Source organism: Motilimonas sp. 1_MG-2023, assembly GCF_030547455.1.
GTDB lineage: Bacteria > Pseudomonadota > Gammaproteobacteria > Enterobacterales > CBDFNC01 > Motilimonas.
Map to the genome: position 1 here is coordinate 40,548 of NZ_JAUOPX010000003.1, position 16,216 is coordinate 56,763.

General features: G+C 42.4%; 18 protein-coding genes. 4 read left to right on the forward strand and 14 right to left on the reverse strand.

The annotated features are described in order from the left end of the window. Nucleotides 1-155: 155 nt before the first annotated feature. The 10 genes from Q4519_RS02235 to Q4519_RS02280 form a co-directional block, all read right to left on the reverse strand. On the reverse strand, nt 156-818 hold the full coding sequence (locus Q4519_RS02235; protein WP_232802736.1) for a TIGR04219 family outer membrane beta-barrel protein: 663 nt from the start codon (nt 816-818) through the stop codon (nt 156-158). 135 nt (nt 819-953) lie between these two features. Then, nucleotides 954-1,952, reverse strand: a complete 999-nt coding sequence (locus tag Q4519_RS02240; protein ID WP_303509038.1) for a DUF2333 family protein — start codon at nt 1,950-1,952, stop codon at nt 954-956. Nucleotides 1,953-1,961: 9 nt separating this feature from the next. Continuing rightward, on the reverse strand, nt 1,962-2,417 hold the full coding sequence (locus Q4519_RS02245; RefSeq protein ID WP_303509041.1) for a copper chaperone PCu(A)C: 456 nt from the start codon (nt 2,415-2,417) through the stop codon (nt 1,962-1,964). Between the two features lie 68 nt (nt 2,418-2,485). Beyond that, nucleotides 2,486-2,695: an envelope stress response protein PspG gene (locus Q4519_RS02250; RefSeq protein WP_232802739.1), complete on the reverse strand. Its 210-nt coding sequence runs from the start codon at nt 2,693-2,695 to the stop codon at nt 2,486-2,488. Nucleotides 2,696-2,916: 221 nt separating this feature from the next. Further along, nucleotides 2,917-3,411: an acetolactate synthase small subunit gene (gene ilvN / locus Q4519_RS02255; RefSeq protein WP_232802740.1), complete on the reverse strand. Its 495-nt coding sequence runs from the start codon at nt 3,409-3,411 to the stop codon at nt 2,917-2,919. Further along, nucleotides 3,411-5,129 (reverse strand): acetolactate synthase 3 large subunit, encoded by a 1,719-nt coding sequence (locus Q4519_RS02260; RefSeq protein WP_303509047.1) that lies wholly within the window; start codon nt 5,127-5,129, stop codon nt 3,411-3,413. The genes ilvN and Q4519_RS02260 overlap by 1 nt, the downstream gene beginning before the upstream one ends. A 285-nt stretch (nt 5,130-5,414) precedes the next feature. Continuing rightward, the gene (locus Q4519_RS02265) at nt 5,415-5,570 is read right to left on the reverse strand and encodes a hypothetical protein (protein WP_232802742.1); all 156 of its coding nucleotides are present in this window, start codon (nt 5,568-5,570) and stop codon (nt 5,415-5,417) included. 390 nt (nt 5,571-5,960) lie between these two features. Beyond that, complete coding sequence (locus tag Q4519_RS02270; protein WP_303509049.1) at nt 5,961-7,064, reverse strand: MJ1255/VC2487 family glycosyltransferase; 1,104 nt, start codon at nt 7,062-7,064, stop codon at nt 5,961-5,963. 82 nt (nt 7,065-7,146) lie between these two features. Next, nucleotides 7,147-7,662: a phosphatase PAP2 family protein gene (locus Q4519_RS02275; protein WP_303509052.1), complete on the reverse strand. Its 516-nt coding sequence runs from the start codon at nt 7,660-7,662 to the stop codon at nt 7,147-7,149. 99 nt (nt 7,663-7,761) lie between these two features. Next, nucleotides 7,762-8,415: a TetR/AcrR family transcriptional regulator gene (locus tag Q4519_RS02280; protein WP_303509055.1), complete on the reverse strand. Its 654-nt coding sequence runs from the start codon at nt 8,413-8,415 to the stop codon at nt 7,762-7,764. Between the two features lie 372 nt (nt 8,416-8,787). On the opposite strand from Q4519_RS02280, the gene leuA reads away from it, so the two are divergent. After that, nucleotides 8,788-10,350 carry a 2-isopropylmalate synthase gene (leuA, locus tag Q4519_RS02285; protein WP_232802746.1) on the forward strand — a complete coding sequence of 521 codons (1,563 nt, stop codon included), beginning with the start codon at nt 8,788-8,790 and terminating at the stop codon, nt 10,348-10,350. Between the two features lie 91 nt (nt 10,351-10,441). Continuing rightward, a complete protein-coding gene (locus tag Q4519_RS02290; RefSeq protein WP_303509060.1) occupies nt 10,442-11,416 on the forward strand; it encodes a hypothetical protein in 975 nt (324 codons plus the stop codon). Nucleotides 11,417-11,428: 12 nt separating this feature from the next. Here Q4519_RS02290 and Q4519_RS02295 read toward each other — a convergent pair whose 3' ends face one another. Together Q4519_RS02295 and Q4519_RS02300 are read right to left on the reverse strand one after the other, a co-directional pair. Continuing rightward, the gene (locus tag Q4519_RS02295; protein ID WP_232802748.1) at nt 11,429-11,719 is read right to left on the reverse strand and encodes a PilZ domain-containing protein; all 291 of its coding nucleotides are present in this window, start codon (nt 11,717-11,719) and stop codon (nt 11,429-11,431) included. 185 nt (nt 11,720-11,904) lie between these two features. Then, nucleotides 11,905-13,287: a PhoH family protein gene (locus tag Q4519_RS02300; protein ID WP_232802749.1), complete on the reverse strand. Its 1,383-nt coding sequence runs from the start codon at nt 13,285-13,287 to the stop codon at nt 11,905-11,907. A gap of 240 nt (nt 13,288-13,527) precedes the next feature. Here Q4519_RS02300 and Q4519_RS02305 point away from each other — a divergent pair, with 240 nt between their 5' ends. Continuing rightward, entirely contained in the window at nt 13,528-14,157 is a 630-nt protein-coding gene (locus tag Q4519_RS02305) for an MBL fold metallo-hydrolase (protein ID WP_232802750.1), read from the forward strand. 49 nt (nt 14,158-14,206) lie between these two features. Here Q4519_RS02305 and Q4519_RS02310 read toward each other — a convergent pair whose 3' ends face one another. Beyond that, nucleotides 14,207-14,869, reverse strand: a complete 663-nt coding sequence (locus tag Q4519_RS02310) for a glutathione S-transferase N-terminal domain-containing protein (RefSeq protein ID WP_303509067.1) — start codon at nt 14,867-14,869, stop codon at nt 14,207-14,209. A gap of 207 nt (nt 14,870-15,076) precedes the next feature. On the opposite strand from Q4519_RS02310, the gene Q4519_RS02315 reads away from it, so the two are divergent. Beyond that, nucleotides 15,077-15,322, forward strand: coding sequence for a YecH family metal-binding protein (locus tag Q4519_RS02315; RefSeq protein WP_232802752.1), 246 nt, complete (start codon nt 15,077-15,079; stop codon nt 15,320-15,322). A 71-nt stretch (nt 15,323-15,393) separates the two neighbouring features. Here the strand turns inward: Q4519_RS02315 and Q4519_RS02320 are convergent, their stop codons facing one another. Next, nucleotides 15,394-16,107, reverse strand: a complete 714-nt coding sequence (locus tag Q4519_RS02320; RefSeq protein ID WP_303509068.1) for a sulfite exporter TauE/SafE family protein — start codon at nt 16,105-16,107, stop codon at nt 15,394-15,396. Nucleotides 16,108-16,216: the final 109 nt, after the last annotated feature.

The window sequence follows — 16,216 nt, forward strand, 5'->3', positions numbered from 1 at the left end:
CCAAAATGAATTGCAGACAGTTTACTGGGTGGAAAGAATAACAACAAAGAATAAATAGGGATTTTTTATAAGAAAAAGGAATAAGGAGAGAGCAGCTAATAATTGAATTTAAGGGGAGAAAGCCCCCCTTGACAAGCAGCTAACAAAAAACGCGTTTAGAAGTTAACTTCAACACCAACAAAGATACCGTCGTACTCAGTGTTCAGTTTAACGTCATCTTTTAGTTTAACTTCTTGGTAACGATAGCCACCACGTAAGTTAACTTTAGTTAAACCTTCAGGGTTAAACGCATAACTCACGCCAATCAAAGCATCCACCACTTCATCATCGGTTACAGAGCCCGCAGTCACATCAGTGAACACACTTAGGCCAGTATTTGGTATGTGAAACTTTGCGGCACCGTAAGCTTGGGGGATCGTACTGTTAAAATGATTGTTAGATAAAGTATGCAAATCGCCGCTGATGTATTTTACATTTAAACCAAGATCAGCCTCGAATAAGCCATTATCAAATAACTGGTAATATAAAATGGTATCAAAACTACTCATGTCTAGCGTTACATCACTGGTACTTGAAGAGCCTTTACTGTCTAAATTCGTGTAGGCGAATTTCACATTAGGTAATAAAATAATACCGTGTTCAATGGCCACATAACCACTTCCACGCCAATCATTTTTCAAACTAAGAGAATCGCTATCAAGCTTACCATCGGTAACGGGTTTAGCGATATCCACTCCCGCAAAAATGCCCCAATCATCTGCTGATGCGGAATGACTGATCGCTAAAGTAAATAGAGTTGCTGCAAGATATTTTTTCATTTTAAGACACCTTTATAGTTAGGCGAGTATTGTAGCCGCTAAAAAAACAATGGCAATCAAGGTATTCCTTGATTGCCATTGAATTTGAGAATGATTAAGCCAAGGTTCAGCTTACTAACAATTTGTTTCGTCTAACTAGCCCTTATTAAGTAGCTCAGATAAATCGATCACCGCAGCATTAGCGCGTGAAATATAATTCGCCATCACTAAAGAGTGATTCGCCATTAGACCAAAGCCACTGCCATTTAATATCATTGGACTCCATACGGTTTCTTGCGTTTCTTCCAACTCTCTAATGATTTGGCGTACGCTCACACTGGCATTTTTCTTCTCAAGTACACCTTTAAAATCAACCTCAATGGCTTTCATAAAGTGCAATAGCGCCCAACTTGCTCCGCGAGCCTCATAAAATACATCATCTGTTAAGAACCAAGACGTCTTAATCAACTCTTCTTCTGGGGTATAAGTTGACTGCTGTGCGGCAGAATCACCAGCTAGGCCATCATTAATCGCATGGCGACCAACACTTGAACTCAGTTTCTGCGATAAGCTACCCAAGCGACTTTGCACCTCTTTTAACCAAGCGGCCAAATTATCTGCCCGAGCATAAAATTGTGCATCAGATTGATTAGGATCCGCTAAACGAGTCCGATAGCTATAAATTGCTTTAATCGCTTCACGGTACTCGGCTTCTGCACTGGGTAAATGCCAACTTTTACTATCAATATTAAACTTTGGCTGAGCGACTTTTAGATCTTTATCTTCCATCGATTGACTTTGTGAGCGACTAAAGTCCTTGCGCATAATCAATGATAAATCACGCACTTGCTCTAACACCCCAAGCTCCCACGCAGGCATGTTATCCATTAAGAGACTCGGCGGTATAACATCATTACTCAAATAGCCACCGGGTTTATCAAGCAAGGTTTCTGCAACGGTGATCAGTGTTGTTGTGGTGGTGTAACCCACGACAAGCTTTTTACCCTCCTTAGCAGCCTCATCTTTTGACTTAACCACCAATTCCGATATATCCATCACATCGGGCTCAAGTCCCCAGTACACAGATGTACCATAACCCAAAAAAAAGAGAACGAGAAAAATACCCAGCACACGTTTTGCGGTAAAATTTTCCATAGATAGGCCTTAATGGTTATGTTTCATTTTAGGTTTATCACCCTTAACTGATTTCACTGGCGCAACAAAAGAGACTTGCTCACCCGACGAAAAACCTAAGGTAAAGCTAACCTCTTGTCCTTCGGTCAAAGGCTGTTTTAAGCCCATTAACATAATATGGTACCCACCTGGCTGCAGTGATACAGTTTCCATCGCGTTGATTTTTATACCATCTACTTGACGCATCTTCATCATGCCATCAGCCATAATATGGTTGTGTAACTCAACCTTTTCTGCAATGTCACTCTTAGCCGAAACCAGTGTAGCGAGCTCGTTTGAGTGATTCATTAATTGTAAAAAAGCCGCACTGTTTTGCACGTTCGGCGGTGTCGCTCGCACATATGCCCCATCGACCATGATCTCAGCTTGCGATGCACCGCTTAATAAGGCTAGCCCTAAACCAGCCAATACAAAAAACTTTTTCAAATTTAAATCCTTAATGTAACCACTTAGATAGCATCAATTTAATCTAAAGCCAGTTGAACTGCAACGTACTAGCTTTGATTACAACGTTTATCACTCACTAACCAATAGATAATAGCCGCAGCCAAAATCCATGGCGCCCATTGGATTAATATGCCAATTGCGCCAAAAACCAGCAATAACACCGCGGCAATACAAACCACCACAATACAACCCACTAAGGTAAAACCTGTCAACGCCATCGCTCCTAACATGAGCAACACAAATATTAATTCAAACATAACATCACCTTTAAATAATCCAAAAATGCTAGTTTGAGTTAATCAAGGTTTATGCCAGTTTTACAACACACTAACCTCATGTATTTAAAGAATAAAAACCATAAACTCAATCCACAACATTAAACAGTGATAGATTTCACCACAATAGTTCGTCATTTTAGCCACAAAAAAACCAGAACAAGTCTGGTTTTAAACGAAGTGCAAATTGAATAACCTGGTCGCTAAGGACGCAACGAACGCTCCCCGCGTGCGATGCCACACACACCAGAGCGAACGACTTCAATAATTTCAGTTGCTTCACCCAATGCAGCAATAAATGCGTCTAGCTTGTCTGTGGTACCACTTAGCTGAACCGTATACTGGCTCTGCGTGACATCCACTATCTGACCACGGAAAATATCTGCATTGCGTTTCACTTCATCACGCTTAGTGCCGCTGGCTTTCACTTTCACCAACATTAATTCACGCTCAACATGTGGACCATCTGTTAATTCCGATACTTTGAGTACATCCACTAGCTTGTGTAACTGTTTTAAAATTTGCTCAATTTTTCGCTCATCAGCATGGGTTGTAATCGTCATTCGCGATAGAGTGGGATCATCCGTTACCGCTACCGTTAACGATTCAATATTATAGCCACGTTGCGAAAACAGGCCAACGACTCGAGATAATGCGCCGGCTTCGTTTTCAATTAAGATAGAAAGGATACTGCGCATTAGGTTCTCTCCGTTTTACTTAAAAACATATCTTGCATGCTGCCAAATTTCACTTGCATCGGATACACGTGCTCTTCCGGATCCACCGCTATATCCAAAAATACCAAGCGGTCTTTCATGGCAAAGGCTTTCTCAAGTGCTGGCTCTAAATCTTCTGGTTTGTCTACCCGAATACCAACATGATGGTAAGCCTCTGCCAGCTTGACAAAATCTGGCACTGAATCCATATAGGAGTGAGACTGGCGACCTTCGTAAAACATTTTTTGCCATTGCTTAACCATGCCTAAGGAACGGTTGTTTAGTGACACAATTTTCACCGGAATATTGTATTGCATACAAGTGGATAGCTCTTGGATATTCATTTGAATTGAGCCATCACCAGTAATGCACACCACTTCTTCATCAGGTAAAGCGACCTTGCATCCCATTGCAGCCGGAAAGCCAAAGCCCATGGTGCCTAGACCACCAGAATTAATCCACTGGCGAGGCTTCTTAAATGGGTAATAAAGTGCGCCAAACATTTGATGTTGACCAACGTCAGAAGTGACAATCGCATCTCCTTTAGTTACTTTATAGAGAGCTTCAATGACTTGCTGTGGCTTGATCACTGTATCTGATTTCTCATAAACCAAGCACTCTCGTTCACGCCAAGTATTAATTAGTTGCCACCAAGCCGACAAATCTTCTTGCTCTTTTAATGCATCCATTTCAGCAATCATGGTTTGCATTTGGCCCAGCACCACTTCAATTGAACCAACAATAGGAATATCGGCATTAATGATTTTTGAAATCGAGGTCGGGTCTATGTCGATGTGCATGATAGTCGCATTAGGACAGAATTTATCTACTGCATTAGTGACACGATCATCAAAGCGTGCGCCTACTGCAAAGATTAAGTCCGCATTATGCATCGACATATTGGCTTCATAAGTACCATGCATTCCCAACATACCAATAGATTGATTGTGCGTACCAGGGAAGGCACCAAGTCCCATCAGCGTTGTGGCTACAGGTAGATTACATTGCTCTGCTAAATGAATAACATCGGCCGAAGCATTGGCATTAATCGCACCGCCACCGACATACAGTACAGGGCGTTTCGCCGCCATTAAGGCTTTAACCGCACGCTTAATTTGCCCTTTATGACCACTTAGCGTTGGGTTGTACGAACGCATATGCACCGCTTCAGGGTATTGATAAGGAAACTTTAACTTCGGGTTTTGCACATCTTTTGGTAAATCTACCACCACCGGGCCGGGGCGACCGCTGGCAGCTAAATAAAATGCTTTTTTTATCGCAATCGGAATATCTTCGGCTTTTTTACATAAAAAACTGTGTTTAACCACAGGGCGCGAAACACCAATCATGTCTGTTTCTTGAAACGCATCATCACCAATAAAATTGGTCGGAACCTGACCCGATAGCACCACCATAGGAATCGAATCCATATAAGCTGTCGCGATACCTGTAATACAGTTAGTAGCACCTGGACCAGATGTAACTAATACACACCCGACTTTTCCTGTGGCGCGTGTGTAGCCATCAGCCATATGCACTGCGGCTTGCTCATGACGTACTAAAAAGTGTTCAATGTCACTGCATTGGAATAATGCATCATAAATATCCAATACTGATCCACCAGGGTAGCCAAAGATGTGCTTCACACCTTCGTCTTGCAGTGATCTGATCACCATTTCGGCGCCCGATAACATTTCCATAAGCTCTCCCAGCTGAGTTCCGGTTGTTTTTTATTAATAACAGCTTCCCTGCAAACACAAGGGCGCAATAAGATTGAGTGTCAGTTTAATAATTTTTTACTTTACACGTCTACGCTTTTTACCAAATTCCCTTTAAAAACCAAGATTAAGTTATCAACACAAATTCCAATCAAGATGCGTGTTAGGTGAAAGTAGCTTAGATATGACAAGGGCTACAAGAAAGTAGCCCTAGGAAAGTATAGATAATCAGCAAAACAAGCCAGATTAACTTTTCATTCTTGCGTTTTACTGATCTGGAACTTCAGGCTCTGACAGCCATATTGAATGATTTGGGTCTAATTCTTCAGAAATAGAAATGCTCACCCCCATATCTTGCAACTCTTGCAATGTAAGGTTATCAGCTAAGCTCATCGTCTCGCCATTTTCATTACTAAATTGCATCTGCTACCCCCTATTTACTAGTGCCTGCGTATATAATGATGGCACAGCGTGCTGATATTTCCATCGTACTCAGTAAAAGGCTTATAACCATTTAATCTGATGCATATACCCAATCAACCTGGAGAGGCTTGATTTCAGCAAGATTTTACACGCGTTTAGGCAAGGCATTGATTGCAGGTAATGGCTTCCCCTTATCAAAATCAATAACACAGCATAAACGCGTGTAAAACTTGCCCTTTGGAATCACCACCGTGTTTCCACTACGTTGTTACGCTAATTTGAAAGGTGCCTAGTATTGAAAACACCGTGGTGCTCTGAAACATGCATCTTCAAGTTGATTGGGTATACACTATTAAACTGCATTTACGCTGCGTTGATACTTCGTCTGTTTTAATCACGCAGTGCGATATCCCATGCCAAAGACGCTGATTTATTCAAGCTTTGCTCAGGCAATTGATCTAATACGTTTTCCGGGAACACGGTCGCCTGCCAAAGCCGATCGACAAGGTGTTGAAAGTTATCTTGTCTATCATTTTTGAGCCACAACGCCAATGCTTTAGCAACATCAGGAAACCTTACCTTGCCGGCGCTTTCTGTTGGTAACCAAGCAGCGATCTCAGACTGCTCTAATCCATTCATTTTTGTCGCTATCCCCATCATTTCTAGGGTTGCCACATTACTCTGTTGTTCAAACTGACCAGTTAATGGCTTGAGTAACATTTTCTTGCCCATCTGCATGGCCTCTGAAGGCAACTCAAAGCCACCGTTGGCAATCACCCCTGAGCAGTTTTCAAGGTCGGCTTGAAATCCCACTCGACATAACTTACGTAGTCGAACGTTTTCAACATCCATGTCTTTGGCATCTGGGTGATAACAATAAAATTCATGGGTAGAAAAGCGACGTAACAGATCAACCACCTTACTTAGCGACTCAAAAGGCAAATAGACCAAAATTTTATTTTCTATCTGCACATCCGTTGTCAATATTTCAACAATAGGCGGCAAAATAGGGAAACCAAAGTGATACCAATGAACACCAATTGGTAACTGCGTCGGCGCGTAGTATTTCATTAGTAACGCATTACCAAAATGATAACCTTGTTTCGGAACCTGGTAGCGAAAAGCATTCTGATGAGACAAGCCGATGGAAGGCACATTATGCTTTTTTGCCGCCCAAGCAGAGACTGGCTCAAAGTCATTAAGTACTAAATCATAATCCTTGATATTTAATTCTTTAATATCACGCCACAACTGCCTTGGTTGACTATTAAACAAGGTTCTAACGGGATTAACTTCTCCATTTGAAGAGTTAAACGTTAGTCCCGATTTAGTCCTATACTCGCCAAACGGCAACATATCAAAATAAGCATCAGATTGACGGCCAGTAAATAGGTAATCAACTTCTAACCCAACATCAGCTAAAGCCCGTGACATTTTTCTGGCGCGGGTAATATGCCCATTGCCTGTCCCTTGAACGCCGTAAAGAATGCGCATTAATAAATTGCCCTTGCTAAAGCATCAGTTGAGAAAATAAAAGTCACGCCTAAGCATTCCTTCATGGAAGAGTTTGTGATCACTAAAAAGCTCCCGTCAAAACGAACGATAAATACGCAAATATCATACCCAGCCCAGCTCCAGCGATAATATCACTGACAAAATGCACCCCTAACAATACTCGCGACAAAGCAATGCAACTTGCCCAAATAAAGACCAATGACAGCACTAGTGGATAAAACCAAGCTAACTGGCTTGCTATCATAAACGCAGCAGCACTGTGTCCAGACGGCAAACTGTATTGGTCTGAAGGACGAATAAAACACGGTAAATTAGTAGGCCGACTGCGCTTAAACGTGCGTTTTAGTAAAACATACACAGGGAGCTGCATGGCAAAGCCCAATAAACAGCTTTTAAAGAAGGAGGGACCGAATTCAGCTTCAAAACACAGCAGCAATAGACCAAGAACAACATAAAAATGGCCATCACCAGTATGGGAGATACCTTTGCTACAAAACGCCACTTGGCGGTTAAATTTATGTGCTAGGCAATAGTTTGATAACGCATAGTCAAGATCTGCAATCTGTTGTAGCTTCATCAACTTTCCCTCTTTATTGACTAAATAAAGAATAAAAGCAACTCGTGACACTTACATGACGAAATCTCGACAGAACAATGACAATGTGATGGCTTTTTGTTATGACTTTTGTTGTACCGCGCGAACAGCAAACTCAGCAACAAATTCACCAAGAGAAATATAATCTTGTGATTTCGGTTGACCACCAAAGTGATCATTAAAATATCCCGTCATCGCAAAGGGGTGAACCATTAAACTAAGCAATACAATTTGTAATTTATCTATGTCCACATTTTCGGCAACTTCTCCATTATGCTGCAAGGCATGCAGCATGCGGTTAAATCGCGGTAATATTCCCTCACCGAGAATACTTTTTAAGTAATCTTGGCCAACTTCCGACTCATTTTGCATGATCCTCATTAACAATGGGGGAAACTCAGGAAAGCGGGCCATGGTTTTGTAAAAAGCACGTATCAGGCCCGCTAAACTACTATTAGTTGGATCCGCCAATCGACGTTTTAAATCATCATCAAACGGCTTCAACGTTTCCGACAACATAGTCAAATAGAGGTTCTCTTTGTTGCCAAAGTAATAATGGATCATCGCGAGATTGGTGCCAGCATACTCTGCAATAGACCGAGTAGTGACCTTACGGTATTCCTCATTAACAAAGCAATGACGTGCACTTTGCAATAACATATCTCTGGTGTCTGATGCACCTTCTGGGCGTCCCGGCTTACGTTTTGCCACGTACTGTTCCTTTAGTGCTGCCATATAGGGTCATCTCCGAATAAGTGATGCGTCATGTATTAAAAATAGAACAAAATCATCAAAACGTGACTCTATCAAATATAAATCAACACAAACATACCGATATGCCACTATCTCAACAACTTGACTAATCCTGGAAAAAAAAGTAATCATCATTCCACCAGTACTCAAGTTATACTTACGCAATGCATATCTTGTTGATATATAGCGACGTCAGATTCAAAGCAACCCAGCTCAAGTACATTAGACACTCAAATAGCTTGGGTTGGAACAACATATAATTTTTTATAAAACAATTAAAAGTCCTATTAAAGGGTATTTCTCTTGGTCGAATCATAATGATAGTGGCCAAAGAAAGGACACGAGGAAAGATAAATGACAGATCAGGTGATCATATTCGATACAACCTTACGCGATGGTGAGCAAGCCCTTGCAGCAAGCTTAACTGTAAAAGAAAAACTGCAAATAGCATTAGCACTGCAGCGTTTGGGTGTTGATGTGATGGAACTGGGTTTTCCAATCTCCTCTCCTGGCGATTTCAAGTCTGTTCAAACTATCGCCTCGCAGCTAACCACCAGTATTCCTTGCGCGTTAGCTCGCGCCTTAAGCAAAGATATCGACGCAGCAGGCGAAGCGCTGCGCGTTGCCGAGCGCTTTCGTATTCACACCTTTATCTCAACCTCGACCATCCACGTAGAAAACAAACTACGTCGCGGCTTTGATGATGTATTAGAAATGGCCGTTAAAGCCGTCACTCATGCTAAGAAATACACGCCTGATGTCGAGTTTTCATGTGAAGATGCTGGCCGGACGCCCATAGACAATTTATGTCGCATGGTAGAAGCCGCAATTAAAGCTGGCGCCACCACAGTGAATATACCCGATACCGTAGGCTACACAGTGCCGAGTGAATTTGGTGGGATTATCCAAACGTTATTTAATCGCGTCCCCAATATCGATCAAGCCGTTATTTCTGTGCACTGTCACGATGATTTAGGCCTATCTGTGGCTAACTCTATTGCCGCTGTACAACATGGCGCAAGACAAATTGAATGTACTATCAACGGTATCGGCGAACGAGCCGGCAACTGTTCATTGGAAGAAATCGCGATGATCTTAAATACGCGTAAAGATCATTTAGGGTTACATACCAACATCAAGCCAATTGAAATTCACCGTACCAGCCAATTGGTTAGCCAATTGTGTAATATGCCAATTCAACCGAACAAAGCGATAGTTGGCGGCAATGCATTTTCACATTCATCAGGTATTCACCAAGATGGTGTACTTAAATCAAAAAATACCTATGAAATAATCACCCCAGAAAGCATCGGCCTGACCCAAAATAACCTTAATCTCACATCTCGCTCTGGCCGCCACGTGATCAAGCACCGTATGGAGCAGCTTGGTTATGGCGAAGCTGACTATAACCTTGATGAGCTTTATGCTGATTTCTTAAAGTTGGCCGACAAAAAAGGCCAAGTTTTTGATTACGACCTTGAAGCGCTGATGTTCTTTAATAACATTCACGAAGAGCCTGAGCACTACAGCTTAGACTACTTAAGTGTTCAATCTGGATCTGGTGTACTGGCAACAGCAACGGTTAAACTCAAAACGGGTGAGCATGGTCATACTGTCGAAGCCGCCACCGGAAATGGTCCAATCGACGCGGTTTATCAATGCTTAAACCGTATTGCTGGCTATGAAGTAACGATTGATGATTATAAAATTTCATCAAAAGGCGAAGGCAAAGATGCACTAGGTAAGGTGGATATCGTCGCCCGCTATCAAGGCCGAAAATTTCATGGTATTGGCCTAGCAACGGATATCGTCGAATCATCAGCCCTAGCCATGGTGCATGTTTTCAACCATATTTATAGGGCGCAAGCCGTTGAAGAAAAGAAGCAAGCTCGCTTAGAGATTAACGATCAAGTCTAATATTTACTTTTCAATTCAACACTTAAATTTACTCAATGAGGGCGCAAAGCGCCCTTTTTTATTAGCGGCATAATAAATTTAAGGAGCGAAAATGACTAAAAGGAAGTTAACAAGGCTATTATTGAATCAGCTGACTGCCTCTGCTTGTTTACTGTGCTTTTTTGGTTTTCCAGCTTTAGCCGCACAACTGAGCTTTAACCAACAAAACCAAAAGTTACACTATGTTTGGAGCGATGCCGAGCAAACTCGACATCAAATTACAGTAGACATAAGCCAAACGCAGTTTACGTTAACTACATTTCAACGATATTCGCCAAAATTGATGCAACAAGCATTGCAGCAACAAGCCATGCAATGGTTTCAACAACAGAAAAAAACTGATGTATTGCTCAAACGTGAACGCATTGGCCTCAACTACGAATTACAAATCACCGGCCCAGACCCCAAACAAGTACGAGAAATAACTAACGCACTACGACAACAACAAAATCAGGCTTACCAAGATTACCTGACGCAACATCATTTTCAGATATTTAAGAATTTTTCCAACCAGTGGGCCGTAAAACCCAATCACACCGCAATAGCATTACTCAGCCAAGCTGATGTCGCCCCCTTCGTCAACGCATTTAAGCCTCTTGTAGCCGATAAAACCGAAGCTGAGGGCATCGAGCTATTGCTCAGCTTTATTCAATCGATCCCTTACTCAGCTTTAGGCGCAGACAAAACTCAAAGAGGCACAGGTTTTTCACCTCCCGCACAGTTACTTATCAATAACCAAGGAGATTGTGATAGTAAGGTAACCCTAATGGCAAGTGCGATGATGCAACTCTACCCGAACAGAGAAACCATTATGGTGATCGTACCCGGTCATGCCTTAATCGGCATCGATTTACCGCAACAAGGAAACCAAAAAATACTGACAGTACAAGGAAGAGATTATGTGCTAGCCGAGCCGACGGGCCCAGCTAACCTGTTGTTAGGAAAGGTAGATAAAGGGAGTGCTGTAGCGATTGCACAACAACAAATGCGAGTTGAAAAATTCATAAAACCAGCATCTGCTCAGTAAACTCGTATCAAGCTACTTAATCACCGTCAACTCAACGGCAAGCACGTATTTATTACCCTGAGCACTCACTCGGATAATTTTAGCCTCTCCACTTAAAGGTGGCGCAGTAGCTGTGCCATTACCTAAATGAACTTCTATCATATCGCCAACTTGAAACTCACTTTCGGACACTTCAATAGACATCCCTGTAGCACTCAAGTCTAAACAAATACCTTGTCGAGTCTGGCCCTTAAACACTATCTGTAAAGGTGACTCTATCGCCATACGTCGAAAACCACGGCGATCATTAATGGGAGTAATCACATTAGCTCCTTACACTGCTCACAATTAATACGTTATTAACTAAAAATGATGCACAGCCCAGCTTGGGTCAAGGTTTATTTAAACCTAGGCGATAACTTTGAGAGAAGGGTAAAAGAAAAGTCCAACGAAAGGGGCTCAGTCAACCTATCACTGAGCCCGCACTAGAATAAACGGTAAGCTGTAAGTTATAAATTTTCTTCGGCAAAAGAAGCCAAGCGACTCCTTACCACCCCATTTAAATACACATTCGCACTGCCTTCAAAGTGCTTAAATCGCTCAACGATATAGGTTAAACCAGACGTCACAGGGGTTAAATAATTACTGTCAATTTGCGCCAAGTTGCCAGAGCAAACCAATTTAGTACCTTCACCACAACGGGTAATAATGGTTTTAAGTTGTGACGCAGTTAAGTTCTGACACTCATCCAGTAATACAAATGAGTTTTGGATGCTGCGGCCACGCATAAAATTCACCGACTTAAACTGAATATTTGCTTTTTCCATAATGTATTCTAGTGAGCCATTGGGACACTCGTCATTTTTATGCAGCACTTCTAAGGTGTCCGTAACGGCAGCTAACCAAGGCATCATTTTTTCTTCTTCAGTGCCCGGCAAGAAACCAATATTTTCTGCTATGTCTGGCGTATTGCGGGTCACAATCACCTTATCGTAGATCCCCTTTTCAATCACCAACTCAAGAGCCGCGGCCATCGCGAGTAAGGTTTTACCACATCCAGCTGGGCCGGTCAGAATAACCAAATCGACACTAGGATCAAGCAGCGCATTTAACGCCATACTTTGGTAGACATTCTTTGGGTGTATTCCCCAAGCATGGCGCGCCAACATGCGATCTCGGCCAATATCTAATAGCTTTACCTTGCCATTTTCATGTCCCACCACTTTTGCGGCAAATAATTTTGTTTCATCAATCAAATATTCATTGATGTACGTGTTTTCTATTAAATGCTCATCTAATTCATGCCAGGTATCACGGCCATCAGTGGTGGTTTCACAATCCTCAACACTATCCCAAAAACTCCCCGGTAATTGCCTAAAGCCTTTCGACAATAAATTAATATCATCAATCAGCTGATCGGTCCGGTAATCTTCAACTTGTTTAAGCCCTGCACCTTTCGCTTTAAGGCGCATATTAATGTCTTTGGTAACTAAAATAACTTGCGCTGGCGCCTTGCTGCGCTGTAAAAATAACGCCACATTAATAATACGGTTATCAGGCTCATCTTCAGTAAATAACTCTTTTGCTTGCGTCATATTATGATCAGCAAAAATACTAATATGCCCCACCGCTGAATCTTCTAGTTTAGATAGGGGTACCCCTTCCACGATATCTTCGGGTGTTGCGTCTTTAAAAATGTCTTCAAGTGAACGGATTGCGACGCGGGCATCACGGCTAACGTCTTTCTGCCTGTCTTTGATACGGTCTAACTCTTCAAGGACCGTCATGGGAATAACTACGTTGTGCTCTTGGAAGGAATAAATTGCTAAGGGTTCATGTAACAACACGTTAGTGTCTAAAATAAAATACTTACTCAGGTCACGGTTAGCCATAGGCATTCTCCTTAAACTCCGAATTTAGACCGTTATACTTAACACGATCCAATGGAGCCCTAATGTCAGCTTAGTTGATGAATCCTTACTCTAGCGAGAAATTGATGGCAATTTTATGACAAGCTAGGAAGATTTGTAATTTGTGCCAACTAAGACGCTTATTTCATATCAGTGCTGGCCGCATGTTTCTATTTGCCTAATATTGGGTAGAATAGCCATAGACTTATGAGGATTTAGTGTATGCGCATTCGTATTATTCCAGTGACCCCATTCCAACAGAACTGCACCTTGCTAATTTGTGACAAGACCAAAAAGGCCGCCGTCGTCGATCCCGGTGGTGACGTAGCAAAAATTCTAGCTGCCATTACCGAAGAGCAAGTAGCAGTCGAAAAAATATTCATTACTCATGCTCATTTAGACCATGCCGGCGGCACCCAAGAGCTAGCCCAGACACTTAAAGTACCCATTGAAGGCCCCCATCAAGATGATATTTTTTGGCTGGAAGGTTTTCCAATGCAAAGCCAAATGTTTGGCTTTCCACCCGTTGAACAATTCACCCCAGATCGCTGGCTCAAGCAAGACGACAAGGTCAATTTTGGCGAGGTTGAGCTAGAAGTGTTACATTGCCCTGGCCACACTCCGGGTCATGTCGTGTTTATTGACCACCAAAGTAACCAAGCCCTAGTAGGAGATGTATTATTTCGCGGCTCCATCGGCCGAACAGACTTTCCGATGGGTAACCACGACCAACTGATCACCGCGATCAAAACCAAGCTCTGGCCTTTGCCTGATGATATGGAATTTGTCAGTGGTCATGGGCCTAAATCAACCTTTGGCAAAGAGAAGAAAACCAATCCGTTTATTTTCTAATCCGATGACTAAATGCCGCCGCCAATGCCGCGGCATTTACTGATAATCGCTACACTTCAAGTAGCTGCTGCAACTGCTGTTCCGTCAAACTTCCTTGCCAATCAAACTCGGCTTCTTTTTGTAAGGCCGCTTGCACATCTGCACGCGCATCCATGGTCGCTAAATATCGCATAATATTCGGAAACAGGGTGATGTCTTGCTTTTGCTTGTCGTGTAATCGCACCCAAGGGTAAATAGCCATATCAGCAATAGAATAATCTCCCGCTACATAATCTTGCTCACTCAGCTGCCTATCCAACACACCATATAAACGCGTGGTTTCGTCTGTATAGCGCTTAATACCATAAGGCACTCGGTCTGGCGCATAATAATTAAAGTGGTGATTTTGCCCCGCCATTGGCCCTAACCCACCTATTTGCCAATTAAGCCATTGCAATACCTCATAACGCTCAGGGCCCGCTTCAGGAAGAAAAGCTAAATGCTTTTCCGCTAAATAAGTCAATATAGCGCCCGATTCAAACACACTTTGACCATTTTCATGATCAATTAACGCTGGCATACGATTGTTCGGCGCAACTTCTAAAAACGAAGGAAGGAACTGATCATTCAATTGAATGTTAATAGGCACAATACGATAAGGCACCTCAAGAGCTTCTAGCATCAAGGTAATTTTGTGACCATTAGGAGTTGGAGCATAAAACAAAGTGTACATAAACATTCCTTCCGATAATGATGAAAGTTAACAGTAACAACAGATTTAGATTACCATCTAATGACAAGTTAAAGTGATACGAAAAACACCTCAAAAGTAATAATTGCAGAGCAGAATTTGATTTACATCATCACAAACCCAAACATCTGTTGCGAGTCGGTCGCGGTTGTGGGATTTTGCGGCTATTGATATTTAGGAGCTAACGATATGAGCAATAACGTCCACGTTCACGATATTTTAAATCTAATGGAAGCTTCTCAAGCAACCTACAGTAATGAATCTTTAACGGCAGCTTTGAATCAGGTATTTGGCGAACAAGCACAATACCGCAGCTGTAAAGTGCAAGGAATGAATGTTGTGGAAGCCATTGAATTTTTAAAGAACAAAGGCAAATTTGAAGGCACAGAAACAGCATTCAAAAAAGCGGCAGGCCACTGTTGTTCACATCACTAATAAAACTTATAACCAAGCTATCTTCGTTGAGTTGCAGGGCTTTGAGCAAAGCGTTCAAAGCCCACTCACCACTAATACAAATAACTCACCACCGCTGATACTCCTGACACACTGCATAAGGTCAGTGACATCATTCTTATCTGCTGTTTCGAAAGTAAATGATTGGTTTTTTTAGCGACATAATGGCCAACTAAACAAGCAGGGATCAGCGGTAAAGTTAAGCTGAAATGATGCCAGCTTAAATAACCTGCGCCACCTTGCACCAGTAACGATAAAACGGAGCTAACCACAAAAAACGCGGACAAATTGGCGCGAATAACATTCGCTTCACCGTGTTGCATAAGTAGCGCCATCGGCGGTCCACCGATGCCTGCGCTGGTGCCAAATAAACCAGAGAAAAATCCCGCAATGGCTAAGCGCCTTGGCGTTGGCTCAATTTTCATTGGCAGTAAACTCACCAGCACTGCCGCTATCACCGATAGCCCAATCAACAAGGTTAACTGCGCTGCATTGACCCACATCAGTACTGCACCACCAGCTAACGAGCCCGGCACACGGCCAATCAAGGCGTGCAATAACCCTTGTAATGAAAAGTTACTGCGATATTGCCAAGCGTTAAACAAAGACAGGATCAAACCAATGATGGTGATTGGCGCGGGTACATAATCTATCGAAATAAAGATAAGAATCGGGTCGGTGGCAATCGCCAAACCAAAGCCTGTGGCAGATTGGATAAACGATCCCATTGCAATCACCACCACCGCAAGCATGATACTTGGCTCCACGGTCACTCTCCTTTTTCAAATAAAATCAGACACCACCAATTTAAACTTAGGGAGCCTAGGGGCTCAGGTCTCATCAGTGAGTAGAAACGAAAAAGCCCCAAGCGATCGT

What these genes read in the sequence shown, in the direction of transcription:
- Q4519_RS02235 (WP_232802736.1), bottom strand. Translation starts at nt 818, where the DNA reads ATGAAAAAATATCTTGCAGCAACTCTATTTACTTTAGCGATCAGTCAT.
- Q4519_RS02240 (WP_303509038.1), bottom strand. Translation starts at nt 1,952, where the DNA reads ATGGAAAATTTTACCGCAAAACGTGTGCTGGGTATTTTTCTCGTTCTC.
- Q4519_RS02250 (WP_232802739.1), bottom strand. Translation starts at nt 2,695, where the DNA reads ATGTTTGAATTAATATTTGTGTTGCTCATGTTAGGAGCGATGGCGTTG.
- ilvN (WP_232802740.1), bottom strand. Translation starts at nt 3,411, where the DNA reads ATGCGCAGTATCCTTTCTATCTTAATTGAAAACGAAGCCGGCGCATTA.
- Q4519_RS02260 (WP_303509047.1), bottom strand. Translation starts at nt 5,129, where the DNA reads ATGGAAATGTTATCGGGCGCCGAAATGGTGATCAGATCACTGCAAGAC.
- Q4519_RS02265 (WP_232802742.1), bottom strand. Translation starts at nt 5,570, where the DNA reads ATGCAATTTAGTAATGAAAATGGCGAGACGATGAGCTTAGCTGATAAC.
- Q4519_RS02270 (WP_303509049.1), bottom strand. Translation starts at nt 7,064, where the DNA reads ATGCGCATTCTTTACGGCGTTCAAGGGACAGGCAATGGGCATATTACC.
- Q4519_RS02275 (WP_303509052.1), bottom strand. Translation starts at nt 7,662, where the DNA reads ATGAAGCTACAACAGATTGCAGATCTTGACTATGCGTTATCAAACTAT.
- Q4519_RS02280 (WP_303509055.1), bottom strand. Translation starts at nt 8,415, where the DNA reads ATGGCAGCACTAAAGGAACAGTACGTGGCAAAACGTAAGCCGGGACGC.
- leuA (WP_232802746.1), top strand. Translation starts at nt 8,788, where the DNA reads ATGACAGATCAGGTGATCATATTCGATACAACCTTACGCGATGGTGAG.
- Q4519_RS02290 (WP_303509060.1), top strand. Translation starts at nt 10,442, where the DNA reads ATGACTAAAAGGAAGTTAACAAGGCTATTATTGAATCAGCTGACTGCC.
- Q4519_RS02300 (WP_232802749.1), bottom strand. Translation starts at nt 13,287, where the DNA reads ATGGCTAACCGTGACCTGAGTAAGTATTTTATTTTAGACACTAACGTG.
- Q4519_RS02305 (WP_232802750.1), top strand. Translation starts at nt 13,528, where the DNA reads ATGCGCATTCGTATTATTCCAGTGACCCCATTCCAACAGAACTGCACC.
- Q4519_RS02310 (WP_303509067.1), bottom strand. Translation starts at nt 14,869, where the DNA reads ATGTACACTTTGTTTTATGCTCCAACTCCTAATGGTCACAAAATTACC.
- Q4519_RS02315 (WP_232802752.1), top strand. Translation starts at nt 15,077, where the DNA reads ATGAGCAATAACGTCCACGTTCACGATATTTTAAATCTAATGGAAGCT.